This window comes from Micromonospora sp. NPDC049662, from assembly GCF_040675055.1.
Taxonomy (GTDB): Bacteria; Actinomycetota; Actinomycetes; order Mycobacteriales; family Micromonosporaceae; genus Micromonospora.
Map to the genome: position 1 here is coordinate 1 of NZ_JBFAOC010000048.1, position 14,731 is coordinate 14,731.

At 73.8% G+C, this 14,731-nt stretch carries 14 protein-coding genes; 10 read left to right on the top strand and 4 right to left on the bottom strand.

Going from position 1 to position 14,731, the window contains the following annotated elements; all coding sequences use genetic code 11:
• Positions 1–94: 94 nt before the first annotated feature.
• On the bottom strand, positions 95–1,180 hold the full coding sequence (locus AB0J36_RS26650; protein ID WP_357119231.1) for a DUF3866 family protein: 1,086 nt from the start codon (positions 1,178–1,180) through the stop codon (positions 95–97).
• A gap of 60 nt (positions 1,181–1,240) precedes the next feature.
• Positions 1,241–2,242: a cation diffusion facilitator family transporter gene (locus tag AB0J36_RS26655; RefSeq protein WP_357119228.1), complete on the bottom strand. Its 1,002-nt coding sequence runs from the start codon at positions 2,240–2,242 to the stop codon at positions 1,241–1,243.
• A gap of 119 nt (positions 2,243–2,361) precedes the next feature.
• Between AB0J36_RS26655 and AB0J36_RS26660 the strand changes: the two genes are divergently transcribed.
• From AB0J36_RS26660 to AB0J36_RS26685, 6 genes are all read left to right on the top strand, one after another.
• Positions 2,362–3,360 (top strand): WYL domain-containing protein, encoded by a 999-nt coding sequence (locus AB0J36_RS26660; RefSeq protein ID WP_357119225.1) that lies wholly within the window; start codon positions 2,362–2,364, stop codon positions 3,358–3,360.
• Positions 3,357–4,421, top strand: a complete 1,065-nt coding sequence (locus tag AB0J36_RS26665) for a YafY family protein (RefSeq protein ID WP_357119222.1) — start codon at positions 3,357–3,359, stop codon at positions 4,419–4,421. Before AB0J36_RS26660 ends, AB0J36_RS26665 begins: the two co-directional genes overlap by 4 nt.
• 10 nt (positions 4,422–4,431) lie before the next feature.
• Positions 4,432–4,677 carry a hypothetical protein gene (locus tag AB0J36_RS26670; RefSeq protein ID WP_357119219.1) on the top strand — a complete coding sequence of 82 codons (246 nt, stop codon included), beginning with the start codon at positions 4,432–4,434 and terminating at the stop codon, positions 4,675–4,677.
• Positions 4,678–4,835: 158 nt separating this feature from the next.
• Positions 4,836–5,150, top strand: a complete 315-nt coding sequence (gene tatA, locus AB0J36_RS26675; protein ID WP_355233542.1) for a Sec-independent protein translocase subunit TatA — start codon at positions 4,836–4,838, stop codon at positions 5,148–5,150.
• Positions 5,151–5,168: 18 nt separating this feature from the next.
• The gene (tatC, locus tag AB0J36_RS26680; protein ID WP_357119216.1) at positions 5,169–6,119 is read left to right on the top strand and encodes a twin-arginine translocase subunit TatC; all 951 of its coding nucleotides are present in this window, start codon (positions 5,169–5,171) and stop codon (positions 6,117–6,119) included.
• Between the two features lie 159 nt (positions 6,120–6,278).
• Complete coding sequence (locus tag AB0J36_RS26685) at positions 6,279–7,217, top strand: diacylglycerol kinase (protein ID WP_357119486.1); 939 nt, start codon at positions 6,279–6,281, stop codon at positions 7,215–7,217.
• Here the strand turns inward: AB0J36_RS26685 and AB0J36_RS26690 are convergent.
• Together AB0J36_RS26690 and AB0J36_RS26695 are read right to left on the bottom strand one after the other, a co-directional pair.
• Positions 7,180–8,091 (bottom strand): EamA family transporter, encoded by a 912-nt coding sequence (locus tag AB0J36_RS26690; RefSeq protein ID WP_357119213.1) that lies wholly within the window; start codon positions 8,089–8,091, stop codon positions 7,180–7,182. The genes AB0J36_RS26685 and AB0J36_RS26690 overlap by 38 nt on opposite strands.
• 65 nt (positions 8,092–8,156) lie before the next feature.
• On the bottom strand, positions 8,157–8,918 hold the full coding sequence (locus tag AB0J36_RS26695; RefSeq protein WP_357170293.1) for an HAD family hydrolase: 762 nt from the start codon (positions 8,916–8,918) through the stop codon (positions 8,157–8,159).
• An 86-nt stretch (positions 8,919–9,004) separates the two neighbouring features.
• Here AB0J36_RS26695 and AB0J36_RS26700 point away from each other — a divergent pair, with 86 nt between their 5' ends.
• The 4 genes from AB0J36_RS26700 to AB0J36_RS26715 all read left to right on the top strand — a co-directional run bounded on the left by AB0J36_RS26700 (position 9,005) and on the right by AB0J36_RS26715 (position 14,720).
• Positions 9,005–11,806, top strand: a complete 2,802-nt coding sequence (locus AB0J36_RS26700; RefSeq protein ID WP_363661241.1) for a DEAD/DEAH box helicase — start codon at positions 9,005–9,007, stop codon at positions 11,804–11,806.
• Positions 11,807–11,971: 165 nt separating this feature from the next.
• The gene (locus AB0J36_RS26705) at positions 11,972–12,856 is read left to right on the top strand and encodes an MHYT domain-containing protein (RefSeq protein WP_357170299.1); all 885 of its coding nucleotides are present in this window, start codon (positions 11,972–11,974) and stop codon (positions 12,854–12,856) included.
• A 266-nt stretch (positions 12,857–13,122) separates the two neighbouring features.
• A complete protein-coding gene (locus tag AB0J36_RS26710) occupies positions 13,123–13,974 on the top strand; it encodes a fumarylacetoacetate hydrolase family protein (protein ID WP_357394194.1) in 852 nt (283 codons plus the stop codon).
• Positions 13,971–14,720, top strand: a complete 750-nt coding sequence (locus tag AB0J36_RS26715) for an SDR family oxidoreductase (RefSeq protein ID WP_357119198.1) — start codon at positions 13,971–13,973, stop codon at positions 14,718–14,720. The genes AB0J36_RS26710 and AB0J36_RS26715 overlap by 4 nt, the downstream gene beginning before the upstream one ends.
• The last annotated feature ends 11 nt before the right edge of the window (positions 14,721–14,731 follow it).

The window sequence follows — 14,731 nt, forward strand, 5'->3', positions numbered from 1 at the left end:
TTTTTGTGGTCGTCTTCTTGGTGGCGTTTTCTTCCCCCCCCCCTTTGCCCCCCGGGGGGGGGGGGGGGGGGGGGGGGGGGGGGTGGGGTTGGGGTTAGGGGAGGTGGGTGGTGGCTTGGCGGCCGGCGGCTGCTGCTGCCAGGAAGTAGGCGTGGTCGGCGTCCAGGGGGCGGCCCATGGTGGACAGGGGGACGGGGCTGGCGCGCAGCGCGGCGTCGAGGCCGGCGGTGGGCACCTGCACGATCCGGTGCCGGGCCGCCAGCGGCGCCAGGGCGGCGTCGACCTCGGCGGCCAGGGCCGGGTCCAGGCCGTCGGGCACCACCAACTCCGCCGGGGCGAGCGCCACCCGGCCGTACGCGGTGAGGCTGTGGTGCGACACCCCGTTGTGCCGGGGGCGGGGGTCGGCGTCGGAGATGCGCAGCGAGCCGACCGGCCGCCCGCCGAGCGTGGCGATCGCGTTGACCGCCTCACCGACGGCGACACCGGAGAAGCCCCACCGGGTGCCGGTGCCCAGGTTGCCGGGGCCCTGCGCCACGATCGCCACGTCGGCGCGCAGCACGTGGTGGGCGGCGAGCAGACCGCCGTGCAGGGTGGTGGCCTCGAGGTCACCGCCGAACGCCTGCCCGACGGTGATCGTCCCGACCAGCTCGTCGCGCAGCCCGGCCAGGGTGCGGGAGAACCAGGCCGGCAGCGCGCCACCGTCGGTGAGCAGGTACGCGACCCGCGCCCGAGGGGCGTCGGCCCGGATGCCGGCCAGGATCGCCGGCAACGCCGAGTGCAGGTCGGCGGTGACCACGGGCAGGCCGCCCAGGTCGTCGGCGTCGGCCAGCATGGCCCGGTGCGGGGACGCCTCCTCGTCGACACCGAGCAGGATCGGCTGCAACGGCGTGTAGCGGGCCTTGACCAGGTGCCCGGCGTCGCGGGTGTCGCCGGCGTCCGGCGGGTCCGGGGGCAGCCGGTCCGGCACCGCCACCACGAGGGCGTACCCGCCGGTGCCCAGCCCCATCAGCAGCGCGCCGGCGTTGAGCAGCACCCGGTCGCCGGGCTCGGGCGTGCCGACCAGCTCGGGATAGGCCAGCGCCCGCATGCGCGTGCCGTCGGGCAGGTCGACGTCGAGTTCCACCGCCCCGGTCCACTGCCGTCGCAGCGCCGCCACCGTCCCCGTACGCCATCGCACCATGACGGGCACGCTAGCCGCGCGGGCGCGGCGGACCGCGACCGGGTGCGACGCCGCTCGGGTTCAGGTCCGCTCGTCGCCGGGGGAGGCGGGCGGCGCGGCCTGGGTGTGGCGGGCGGTGCCGGTGGCGCCCGGCAGTGAGCGGGTCGGGTCGAGGAAGACGAACCGGATCTCCGGGTAGCGCTCGGTGAGCCGCCGCTCGGCCTCGTCGGCCGTGGTCTCGATCTGCGCGCCGGTGGCCTCGTCGCGGAAGTCGACCTTCGCGGCGACGAGGATGTCGTCCGGGCCGAGCTGCATGGTCAGCAGGGTGTCGATGCGTTCCACCTCGGGCAGGCCGGCCAGTTCCTGCTCGATCTCGCGACGCAGCCGCTCCGGGACGGCCCGGCCGACCAGCAGCGACAGGTTGTTGCTGGCGAGGATCCCGGCGACGGTCAGCAGCAGCAGGCCGATGAGGATCGACGCGACGCCGTCCCACACCTCGTCGCCGGTGGCGTGCGACAGGCCGACGCCGAGCCCCGCGAGCACCAGGCCGATCAGGGCCGCGCTGTCCTCCAGGAAGACGGCCTTGACGGTGGTGTCGGCGGTGAGCCGCAGGAACCGTCGCGGGGTGGTCTGCCAGCGCTCGGACTCGCGCCGGACCTGCCGCACGGCCCGGGCCAGCGAGATCGACTCGATGACGAACGAGACCGCCAGCACGATGTACGACACGAGGTAGTCGCCGCTGTGCTCGTGCACGAGGATCGTGGTGACGCCGTGGGTGACGGCGAAACCGGCGCCGGCCACGAAGGTGAACATCGCGGCGAAGAACGCCCAGACGTAGCTCTCCTTGCCGTACCCGAAGGGGTGCCGTTTGTCGGCCGGCCGGGCGCCCCGGCGCAGCGCCTGAAACAGCAGCACCTCGGTGGTGGTGTCGGCGACCGAGTGCGCCGCCTCGGACAGCATCGCGGCCGACCCCGAGATCAGCCCGGCGACCAGCTTGGCGACCGCGATGGCGAGGTTGGCGACGCCCGCGACGACCACGGTGCCGACGCTCTCGCTCTCGGTCTTCATCCCGGCTTGCGACATGAGGGAAACCCTATGGCGGTGAGCGGCGGCGCGCCGGGGGAGGACCCGATCCGAACAAGTGTGCGGCACGCCCCGCGTGGGTGCACGATGTGGGCGCGTCGGCTGCTAGCGTCTACCGCGTGTCGCGGACCCGCACCGAACGCCTGGTCAACCTGGTGATCTGCCTGCTGTCCACGCGACGGTTCCTGACCGCCGCGCAGATCGCCGCGACCGTGCCCGGCTACGAGCACGATCCCGACGACGCGCGCGACCACGAGGCGTTCCAGCGCAAGTTCGAGCGGGACAAGGCCGAGCTGCGCGAGTTGGGCGTCCCCCTGGAGACCGGCACGGCCAGCGTCTTCGACGCCGAGCCCGGCTACCGCATCGCCCACCGCGAGTACGCGCTGCCCGACATCCCCCTCGAACCGGACGAGGCCGCCGCCGTCGGCATCGCCGCCCGGCTGTGGCAGCACGCCGGGCTGGCCGCCGCCGCGTCCTCCGGGCTGGCCAAGCTGCGCGCCGCCGGGGTGGACGTCGACCCGCAGGCCACCCTCGGCCTGGAGCCGATGGTCACCGTCGACCCGGCGTTCGCGCCGCTGACCGCCGCCGCCCGGGACCGCCGGGAGGTGGGCTTCGACTACCGGGTACCCGACCGGGACGCCCCCAGCCGCCGCCGGCTCCAACCGTGGGGCGTGGTCTGCTGGCGGGGCCGGTGGTACGTGGTCGGCCACGACCTGGACCGGGACGCCACCCGCTGCTTCCGCCTCTCCCGGGTGGTCGGCGCCGTCCGGGTGACCGGCGCGTCCGGCGCCTACGAGCCGCCGCTGGGAGAAGACCTGATCAGTCACGTGGCCCGCTGGTCCGGGCCGGTGGAGCGCACCGGCCGGGCGACCGTGCTGGCCGCGCCCGGCCGGGCCGCCGGGCTGCGTCGGTGGGCGGTCGAGGTGACCGCCGGGCCGGACGGCGACCGCCTGGTCCTGCCGTACGCCGACCCGGACGGTCTGGCCGGCCACCTTGTCGGGTACGGGCCGGACGTCCGCGTGCTCGACCCGCCGGAGGTCCGCGAGGCGGTCATCCAGCGGCTCAAGGAGATCGCGGTCCGCCACGACGAGCTGGCGGTTTCCGGGGGTGCCCGGTGACCCGCCCGGCCGCCCGCGGCGGTTCCAAGACCTCCGCCGACCGGTTGGCGCGCCTGCTCAACCTGGTGCCCTACCTGCTGGCCCGACCGGGCATCGAGGTCGCCGAGGCGGCCGGTGACCTGGGTGTCACCGAACGACAGCTCCGGGAGGACCTGGAGCTGCTGTGGGTGTGCGGGCTGCCCGGTTACGGCCCCGGTGATCTGATCGACATGGCGTTCGACGGCGACCGGGTGACCATCACCTACGACGCCGGCATCGACCGGCCGCTGCGGCTCACCCCCGACGAGGCCCTCGCGCTCGTGGTGGCGCTGCGGATGCTCGCCGAGACCCCCGGCGTCGCCAACCGGGACGCCATCGAACGGGCCCTCGCCAAGATCGAGGACGCCGCCGGTGACCTGGTGGGCGCGCCGGTCGCGGTCCGGCTCCCCGGGGACACCCGGCGGGTCGAGGCGCTGCGCGCCGCCGTGGAGGGCGGCCGAGCGCTGCGGATCACCTACTACACGGCGGCCCGGGACGAGACCACCGAGCGGGTGATCGACCCGCTGCGGATGCTGATGGTCGGCGGTCGGGCGTACGTGGAGGCGTGGTGCCGGCGCGCGGAGGCGGTGCGGCTGTTCCGCGCCGACCGGATCGACGCGATAACCGAGCTGGACGAGCCGGCCGCCGTTCCGCCGCAGGCCGTCCCGCACGATCGCACCGAGGGGGTCTTCCGGCCGTCGCCCGACCTGCCGCTGATCACCCTGCGGATCGGGCGCGGCGAACGGTGGATCACCGAGTACTACCCGTGCGAGCGGGTCGAGGCCGGCGACGGTGACCAGTGGCTCGTCTCGCTGCGCGTGACCGACCTGGGGTGGGCGCGACGGTTCGTGCTCGGCCTCGGCCCGGACGTCACCGTGGTCGCCCCCGTCGAGCTGGCCGAGCAGGTCCGGGCGACCGCGTCCGCCGCGCTCGACGCGTACGCGGTGCCCGCGCCGGTGACGCGGCTGCCCGACGACGACCGCACGGCCGCGGCCCCCGGAGCGCCGTCGGGCGATCCGGCGGTGGCCGGCCGCACCCAGTAGGCTGGCCGGCGTGCTGATCTGGATCGTGCTCGCGCTGGTGCTGCTCCCGCTCGTGGCGCTCGCGCTGGCCGTACGCCCGGTGCTGGCCCGGCTGCCCAAGCTGCGCCGCGCCGCCGAGGCGTTGCAGCGCCGGGCCGGTGAGGCGGAGGCGCTGCGGGAGACCGCCGAGGCGTTGCAGCAGCGCGCCGAGGGCGTCCAACGTCAGCTCGACACCGCCCAGCAGCGCCTTGAGCTGATCAAGGCCAAGCGCGGCTGACCGCGCCGTCGGCCCAGGTGGTTGACGGATCATCGCGCGTTGGTCAAGACTTCACCGGCCGGGCCGATCCATCACCACCCGGCGGGTGGCATCGCACCGATCCGCACGTACGATGGGCTGCGTACCACCCCCCGGACACAGAGCGACTGGAGCTTCTCATGGGTGCCCTCAAGCCGTGGCACATCGCCGTTCTCGTGGTTGTGCTGATCCTGCTCTTCGGTGCGAAGCGGCTTCCGGACGCGGCCCGTTCGCTGGGTCGCTCGCTGCGGATCATCAAGGCCGAGACCAAGAGCCTGCAGGACGACGACCGCGACCTGGCCGAGAAGGCCGACGCGCAGGCCGGCTACCAGCCGTTGCCGCCGCACGCCGGGCAGCAGGCGCCGTACGCCGGGCAGCCGCAGCAGCCGCCGTACCAGCAGGCGCCGGCGCAGCAGCCGGTCGTCGACCCGGTGCACCGCGTCCGCGACAACTGACCGAAGGGCCTTCGCACCGTGGCCTTCGCCCTGCGTAAGCGCGGCCCGAGCACGTTCGAGCGGGCCGCCGACGGCTCGATGACGCTCATCGAGCACGTCCGTGAGCTGCGCAACCGTCTGTTCCGCGCCTCGCTGGCGATCCTGGTCGGTTTCGGCTTCGGCATCTGGCTGGCCGAGCCGGTGCGGCATTTGCTGTCGCAGCCGTACTGCGACCTGCCGGGGTCGAAGGACGCGTCCGGCAAGTGCCTGTTCGTCCAGCTCGGCCCGGCGGACCTCTTCCTGCTGAACCTGAAGATCGGCCTCTGGGTGGGCCTGATCATCGCGGCGCCGATCTGGCTCTACCAGCTCTGGGCGTTCATCGCGCCCGGGTTGCACCGGCACGAGCGGCGCTACGCGTACGCGTTCACGGCCCTGGCGGCGCCGCTGTTCGCCGCCGGCGCGGTGTTGGCCTTCTTCGTCACCGCCAAGGGCCTCGAGTTCCTGATGAACGTGTCCGGCGATGACATCTCGACCACGCTGGAAGTCACCCGGTACATCTCCTTCGTCACCAACCTGATCCTGCTGTTCGGGGTGGCGTTCGAGTTCCCGCTGATCGTGCTGATGCTCAACTTCGTCGGCCTGGCCAGCGCGAAGCGGCTGCTGAGCTGGTGGCGGGTGGCGATCTTCGTGTTCTTCGCGTTCTCCGCCGTGGTCACCCCCACCCCCGACCCGTTCGGGATGACCGCCCTGGCGGTCTGCCTCTCCGCGCTCTACTTCGGCGCGGTGGGCATCGCGTTCATCAACGACCGGCGGCGGGGTCGCGGCAAGGAGGTCTACGCCGGTCTCGACGACGACGAGGTCTCGCCGCTGGAGTTCGACCCGGACCCGGTCGTGGCCGGGCAGCGGGTCGACGCGACCGCGCCGATCGGCGCTCCGGAGCCGATCGCGAAGCCGGCGCCGATCGAACGCCGTTACGACGACATGACCTGACGGCCCCGCGCCGCCAGAGCCAGCCGACGCCGTCCCCGCCAGGTGGGGGCGGCGTCGCTGTGTCCGCCGTCGACCGATTCGAGCCGCCCGGTGGGTTGGGAGCGCTACCTCCGCACGATGAACATCAGATGTACGACGAGTACGGTGCTGGCCGTGACCGTGAAAGAGTTTCGGCCCGGACCGGCGGAGGACGCCGCGTCGGCCGCCGGCCCGGTGGCCGTGCTCGCCAACCCGACGGCCGGCCGGGGACGGCGGCGGGCCCTGCTGCCCCGACTGCTGGACGGGCTGTCCGCCGCCGGCCGGCCGGTGACGGTGCTGTCGGCGTCCACCCCCGATGAGGCGGAGGTGGCCTGTCGGACGGCGGTCGCCGAGGGCGCGGGCGCGCTGGTCGCGATCGGCGGAGACGGCACCGTGCACCGGGCGCTGCAGGCCGTGGCCGGCACCGACATCCCGTTCGGACCGGTGCCCGCCGGCACCGGCAACGACTTCGCGATCGACACCGGTTTTCCCGCCGATCCGGTCGCCGCCGTGGAGGTGATCGCCGAGGCGCTGCGTACCGGCCGGAGCCGCGAGGTCGACCTGGCCCGGATGACGGGCGTCGATGGCGCGCAACGCTGGTACGGCGCGGTCCTCGCGGCGGGCTTCGACGCGATCGTCAACGAGCGGGCCAACCGGATGCGGTGGCCGCGCGGCCCCCGCCGGTACGACCTGGCGATCCTGATCGAGATGGCCCGCCTGAAGCCGCGGCGCTACACGATGCGCCTCGACGGGGTGGTGCACGACATGGACGCGGTGCTGGTGGCGGTGGGCAACTGCCCGTCGTACGGCGGTGGGATGCGGATCTGCCCCGACGCCGACCCGACCGACGGGCTGCTGGACGTGGTGGTGGCCGGTCGGGCGGACCGGCGCACGATGATCCGGGTGAAGCCGCACATCTACCAGGGCACCCACGTCGAGCACCCGGTGGTGAGCAGCTACCGGGCCCGTACGGTGGAGTTGGCCGCCGACGGGATCGTCACGTACGCCGACGGGGAACGCTCGCTCGGCCTCCCGGTGACGATCACCGCAGTGCCCGGGGCCCTGCGACTGCTGCGCTGACCCGTACCGCGCCGATGCTGGCGGCGATGACCAACACGATGGCGACGCACTCCGACACGGTCAGCGCCTGGCGCAGCACCAGCCAGCCGGCGAGGGTGGCGACGGCTGGGCCGAGACTCATCAGCACCGCGAAGGTGGCGGTGGGCATCCGGCGCAGCGCCAGCAGTTCCAGGGTGTACGGCAGGCCGGAGGCGAGCACCGCGAGGGCCGCGCCGAACGCGAGCACCTGCGGGTCGAGCAGGACCGCGCCGCCGTCGACGATGCCCAGCGGCAGGGTGACCAGCGCGGCCAGGGTGAGCGCGAGGGCGAGCCCGTCCGCGCCGGGGAACCGGCCGCCGACGCGGGCGCTGAGCACGATGTACGCGGCCCACATCGTGCCCGCGCCGAACGCGAACGCCACGCCGGCCGGATTGAGCCGGTCGAAGCCGCCCTGCCCGAGCAGCGCCACCCCGGCCAGCGCGAGTCCCGCCCAGCACCAGCTCGCCAGCCGGCGGGCGGTGAACACCGACAGGGCGAGGGGACCGAGCACCTCAAGCGTCACCGTCGGTCCGAGCGGGATGCGTTCGATGGCCTGGTAGAACAGCGAGTTCATGCCGGCCAGGGCCAGCCCGAACGCGCCGACGGCGAGCCAGGCCGAGCGGTCGTGTCCGCGCAGTCGCGGCCGGCACACGACGAGCAGCAACACCGCCGAGATCGTCAGCCGCAGGGTGACCGCCCCGGCCACGCCGGTACGCGGAAAGAGCAGCGCGGCGACGGCGGAGCCGAACTGGACCGACAGCGCCCCGCCGAGCACCAGCCCCACGGCGAGGACACCACCGTGCCGCTGTGGGGGCGCGTCGGTCGGTGTCGACGCAGGCAGGAGGGTGTCCGTCACGGCCCTGACGCTAGGCGGTGGGCTCCGGGGACGCGCGGGCGGCCTCGACGCGGATCAGCCCGGGGTCAGGCGGGCAGGGCCAGGTCGAGGACCGCGCCCAGCCCGTTCTCCCGGCCCGGCTCGGCGGCCGGCAGCACCAGCACCGCGCAGCCGGCGGCCACCGCGCCCGCGTCGGCCGGGCTGTCGCCGACCATCAACGTCTGCTCCGGGTCGACGCCCAGCATCCCGCAGGCGCGCCAGAAGATCGCCGGGTCGGGCTTGCAGCGCCCCACCTCGTACGACAGCACGAACGCGTCGACGAGGTCGGTCAACCCCCAGGCGTCGAAGTGCGGGCGCAGGTCGAAACCGATGTTGCTGACCACCGCGACGCGTACGCCGGCGTCGCGCAGCGCGGCCAGCGTGGGGGCCGTGTCCGGGTAGGGCACCCAGCCCTCGGCGATCAGCAGCCGCTCGTAGAGCGCGTCGGGCAAGCCCTCGATGCCGGCGTCCACGGTCTCGGCCAGCCCGGTGTACGCCCCCCGGTGGGCGTGCGGGTAGAGGTCCCGGTCGGCCCACAGCTCGGCCAGCCGGGGCGGCACCCGGGCCGGTAGCGGGCCGCCCGCGCGGCCGGCGGTCAGCAGGCGGTCGGCCAGCGAGGTGGCGCGGACCCGGTCCAGGGTGACCCCGCACGCCGCCGCGGCCTCCAGCACCCACTGCCGAGGCTCCTCCACCTGGGCCAGGGTGCCGTGGAAGTCGAAGAGCACCGCCTTCACGGGCCGTCGGGACGTCCGGCGGGCGGTGGCGCTGCCCGGCGGAGTGGTCTGGGGCGGTTCGGCATGGTCCGGCACGCCGTGCACCCTACCGACCCTCGCCGACAGCCCTGCCGGACGGCCTTGTGGGGTGCACTGTGCCGGCACGCACTAATCTTGGTGCCATGTCGAGCCCCGCCGAGCGGTACGCCGCGGCGCGCCGCCGGACCGCGCAGGCCTCCGAGTTTCCGGCGTTGGACGAGTTCGCCCTGGACCTGGGGTTCGACCTCGACGACTTCCAGCGCGAGGCGTGTCAGTCGTTGGAGCGGGGCAGCGGTGTGCTGGTGTGCGCCCCGACCGGCGCCGGCAAGACCGTGGTCGGCGAGTTCGCCGTACACCTGGCTCTGCGGGGGCGGCCCGACGACCCGGCGGCGGCCGGCGGCGCGACGCCGCCGACGACCCGGCGCAAGTGCTTCTACACGACGCCGATCAAGGCGCTGTCCAACCAGAAGTACCACGACCTCGTCGACCGGTACGGCGCCGAGCAGGTTGGCCTGTTGACCGGCGACAACGCGATCAACGGCGACGCGCCCGTGGTGGTGATGACCACCGAGGTGCTGCGCAACATGCTCTACGCGGGCTCCAGCACGTTGCAGGGGCTCGCCTACGTGGTGATGGACGAGGTGCACTACCTCGCCGACCGGTTCCGCGGCGGCGTGTGGGAAGAGGTGATCATCCACCTGCCGGAGTCGGTCACCCTGGTCTCGTTGTCGGCGACCGTGTCGAACGCCGAGGAGTTCGCCGACTGGCTGGTCACCGTGCGCGGCGAGACCGCCGTGGTGGTCAGCGAGCACCGGCCGGTGCCGCTGTGGCAGCACATGCTGGTCGGCAAGCGGATGTTCGACCTGTTCCACGACGCCGACGCCGCCCGCAAGCACGACGTGCACCCGGAGCTGCTGCGCTACACCCGCGACACGATGCGCCGGCTGGAGCTGGGCGAGGGGCGCAGCGCCGGGCCGGGCTCCGGACGCCGAGGTCCGCGCTGGCGCGGCCCGATCCGCCCGGACATCGTGGACCGGCTGGACCGGGAGGGTCTGCTGCCGGCCATCCTGTTCATCTTCAGCCGCGCGGGCTGCGCCGCCGCCGTGCAGCAGTGCCTGGCCGCCGGGCTGCGGCTCACCTCGCCCGAGGAGCGCGCCGAGATCCGCCGGGTGGTCGAGTCCCGGGTCACCGCCATCCCCGGCGAGGACCTGACGGTGCTGGGCTACTGGGAGTGGCTGGACGGCCTGGAGCGCGGCCTCGCCGCCCACCACGCCGGCATGCTGCCGGTGTTCAAGGAGGTCGTCGAGGAGCTGTTCGTCCGGGGCCTGGTCAAGGCGGTCTTCGCCACCGAGACCCTTGCGCTGGGCATCAACATGCCGGCGCGCTGTGTGGTGCTGGAACGCCTCGTCAAGTACAACGGCGAGGCGCACGTCGACCTGACCCCGGGGGAGTACACGCAGCTCACCGGCCGCGCCGGCCGGCGGGGCATCGACGTCGAGGGGCACGCCGTGGTGGTGTGGTCCCCGGAGACCGACCCGCGGCACGTGGCCGGGCTCGCCTCCACCCGCACCTATCCGCTGCGGTCCAGCTTCCGCCCGTCGTACAACATGGCGGTGAACCTGGTCGGCTCGGTCGGCGCGGAGCCCGCCCGGGCGCTGCTGGAGTCGTCGTTCGCCCAGTTCCAGGCCGACCGGTCGGTGGTCGGTCTGGCGCGGCAGGTGCAGCGCAACACCGAGACCATCGAGGCGTACGGCGCGGAGGCCGCCTGCCACCACGGCGACTTCGACGAGTACTTCGCGCTGCGGGTGGCGATCGCCGACCGGGAGAAGGCCATCGCCCGGCAGGGGCAGACCCAGCGCAAGGCCGCGGCCGTGGCGTCGCTGGAGCGGCTGCGTATCGGCGACGTGATCCGTGTTCCGTCGGGCCGGCGGGCCGGTCTGGCCGTCGTGCTGGACCCGGCGACCGGCGGGTTCGGCGAACCTCGTCCGCTGGTGCTCACCCAGGACCGCTGGGCGGGGCGGGTCAGCCCGGGGGACTTCACCACGCCCGCCGAGGTGTTGGCCCGGATCCGGGTGCCCAAGCACTTCAACCACCGCTCGCCGGGGGCCCGGCGGGACCTCGCCGCCGAGGTCAGCGGCACCGGCCTGGACCGGCACGGTGGCCGCCGAGGTGGCCGCTCCCGGCAGGCGCCCGGCGAGGACCACCGGCTCAGCCAGCTCCGCACCGAGCTGCGTAACCACCCCTGTCACGCCTGCCCGGAGCGGGAGGAGCACGCCCGCTGGGCGGAGCGTCGCCGTCGTCTCGAACGGGACACCGACGAGCTGCGTGAGCGGGTGTCCGGGCGTACCGGGTCCCTCGCCCGGACGTTCGACCGGATCGTCGCGCTGCTGACCGAGCGTGGATACCTCGGCCGCGACGGCGCGGTCACCGACGCCGGTCGGATGCTTGGCCGGATCTGGACCGAGGCGGATCTGCTGGTCGCCGAGTGTCTGCGTCGACGCGTGTGGGACGGGCTCTCCCCGGCCGAGCTGGCCGCCGCGGTGTCCGTGGTGGTCTTCGAGGCGCGCCGCGACGTCGACGAGCGGGCCTCCCTGCCGCGCGGCCCGGTCTCCGACGCCGTGGACGAGACGCTGAAGCTGTGGGGCGAGATCGAGGCCGACGAGGCCGCCCGTGGGCTGGCCGCTACCCGCGAGCCGGATCTGGGCTTCGCCTGGCCGGTCTACCGGTGGGCCCGGGGCGAGGCCCTGGCGAAGGTGCTCGGCAGCGGGCACGAGATTGACGGCGAGATGCCGGCCGGCGACTTCGTCCGGTGGGCGCGGCAGGTGGTCGACCTTCTTGGTCAACTTTCCGACTCGGGCGGCGCGTCGCCGGAGCTGCGTGCCACGGCCCGGCAGGCCATAGCGGCCATCAACCGGGGAGTGCTCGCGTACCACACCTCCGCCTGATGATCACTTTCGGTCAACCGGGTCGGTGAATCGACGCATCGGACGGTCACCGTGACGGCACCCCACGAATAGCCCGGGGGTGCTATTGCGCCTGCTCGGAGCACCCCTGATCATTGCCCGGGCGCTGTGCATACGCGCCGGTAACGAGTGGGGAGAAACATCGCCGTGGCGGACATCAATCACTTTGAGTACGGGTGGATCACGCCCGCGCTGAGCTACGCGCTGTCGGTGCTCGGGTCGGTCCTGGGGCTCGTCTGCGCCGGCCGCATCCGCACGGCCCGTACCGCCCGCCAGCGCGCCTGGTGGGGCCTGCTGGCCGCCTGGGCGCTCGGCGGCACCGCCATCTGGGCCATGCACTTCATGGCCATGCTCGGCTTCGCCGTCGACGGCACCCGCATCCGGTATGACGTGCCACTGACCGCCGCCAGCACCGCCATCGCGGTGGTCGCCGTCGGCATCGGCCTGGCGATCGTCGGCACCGGCCGGCTGAACCCGGTACGCCTCATCGCCGGCGGCGTGTTCACCGGCGCCGGGGTCGCCGCCATGCACTACACCGGCATGGCGGCGATGCGCCTCAATGGCAGCCTCGGCTACGACACCATCCGGGTCGTCCTCTCCGTGGTCATCGCGGTCGTCGCCGCGACCGTGGCCCTGTGGCTCGCGATGACCGTCCGGCGCGGCCTGGCGATCTTCGCCTCCGCTCTGGTCATGGGCGTCGCGGTGAACGGCATGCACTTCACCGGCATGAGCGCCCTCTCGGTGCACCTGCACGAGCGCTCGGGCGGAGTGACCGGTGCCGGGGTGAGCGCCCTGCTGGTGCCGATCGTCGTGGCGGTGATCTTCGGCGTGGTCGGGCTGCTCTACGCCCTGCTCGCCGCCCCCACCGACGACGACCTGGCCGCCGCCGCGTACCTGGACGCGCGCCGGACCCCGGAGCCCACCCCGGCCGCGCCGGCAGCCGCCCCGGACCCGGTCGGGCTGCGCGCCCGCTCCACCCTCGGGCAGCCCGGCACCCCGTTCCCCTCCCGCCGGGACACCCCGCCGCGCTGACGCCGGCCGGTGCCGTCCGGCGCTGAGGCGACCCGGACCACATGATCCACACGACATCAGCGATGTGGGGGTGACCTGTTCTTGGGTCACCCCCACATCGGCGATCCGATGTCGATCGTCGCGCCACCCGGCCGACGCGGCGCGGTGGCCGCGTCCCAGTCCGCCGACCGAGGTGATCCCGCTGTGCGGGCGGCGAGGCGTGTCGGTGTTGAATGCGGTGGTGTCCGCCACCCCCCGCGATTCAGCCGGACACAGAGGAGGGTGAGATGAACTTCCAGCGCCTCGGCCCGAGCGGCCAGGAGATCCCGGTCGTCCAGCACGACGGTACGGCCTTCGACCTGCGGCCACTCACCGCCGACCTGGACGGGGCGTTCTGGGCGTCAGACGGGATCGCCCGGACGCGCGGCGCGCTCGACCGGGGCGAGCTGACCGAGCTGCCCGGGGCCGCGTCGCTGCGGGTGGGCGCTCCGGTGGCGCGTCCAGCGAAGATCGTCTGCATCGGACTCAACTACCGCGACCACGCCGCGGAGACCGGCGCGGCGCTGCCCGCCGAGCCGGTGGTCTTCATGAAGGACCCGATGACCATCGTCGGGCCGTACGACGACGTGCTCGTTCCCCGTGGCTCGACCAAGACCGACTGGGAGGTCGAACTCGCGGTCGTCGTCGGGACGACCATCCGCTACGCCGACACTCCGGAGCAGGCGTTGCGGCACGTCGCCGGGTACGCGGTGTCGCACGACGTCTCCGAGCGCGCCTTCCAGTTGGAGCGCGGCGGCCAGTGGGACAAGGGCAAGAGCTGCGAGACCTTCAACCCGCTGGGGCCGGGTCTCGTGCCGGCCGACGAGGTCAAGGACCCGCAGTCGCTCGCGCTGCGTCTGTGGGTCAACGGCGTGCTCCGCCAGGACGGGTCCACCGCCAACATGATCTTCCCGGTGGCGCACGTGCTCTGGTACCTGAGCCAGTTCATGGTCCTGTACCCGGGCGACGTCATCAACACGGGAACGCCGGCCGGGGTGGCGCTGGGTCTTCCGGATCACCCGTACCTGCGCGCCGGTGACGTCGTGGAGCTGGAGGTCGCCGGCCTGGGCCGGGCACGCCAGACGCTGGTGGCGGCATGACCGCGGAGTTCGCCGGGCTGGCCGCGATCGTCACGGGCGGCTCGTCCGGCATCGGACGCGCCACCGCCGTGGAGTTGCGCGCTCGGGGCGCCCGGGTGGCGGTTCTCGACCTCGACCCGAGCGGGCTTGACGACGGCATCGCGGGCATCACCGCCGACGTGTCGAGCCGGCCATCGGTGGACGCGGCGGTCGCCGAGGCGGCCACCGTGCTCGGCGGCCTCGACGTGGTGGTCAACAACGCCGGCATCGGCGCGACCGGCACCGTCGCCGACCAGGGCGACGACGAGTGGCACCGGGTGCTCGACGTCAACGTGGTCGGCATGGCCCGGGTGGTCAGCGCCGCGCTGCCCTGGCTGCGCCGCTCGGAGCACGCGTCGGTCGTCAACATCTCGTCCATCGCGGCGCTCAACGGGCTGCCGGGCCGCGCGCTCTACTCGGCCAGCAAGGGCGCCGTGCTGTCGCTGACCCTCGCCATGGCCACCGACCATGTCCGCGAGGGCATCCGGTTCAACTGCGTCTGCCCCGGCACGGCCGACACGCCGTGGGTGGGACGACTGCTCGCGCAGGCGGGCGACCCGGCGGCCGAGCGCGCGGCGCTGCGGGCCCGCCAACCCATCGGACGGCTGGTCACCCCGGAGGAGGTCGCCAACGCGATCCTCTACCTCGCGTCACCCCGATCGGCGTCGACCACGGGTACGGTGTTGGACGTCGACGGTGGGGTCACCCACCTGCGGGTCCGACCGTGACGACGGGCGGG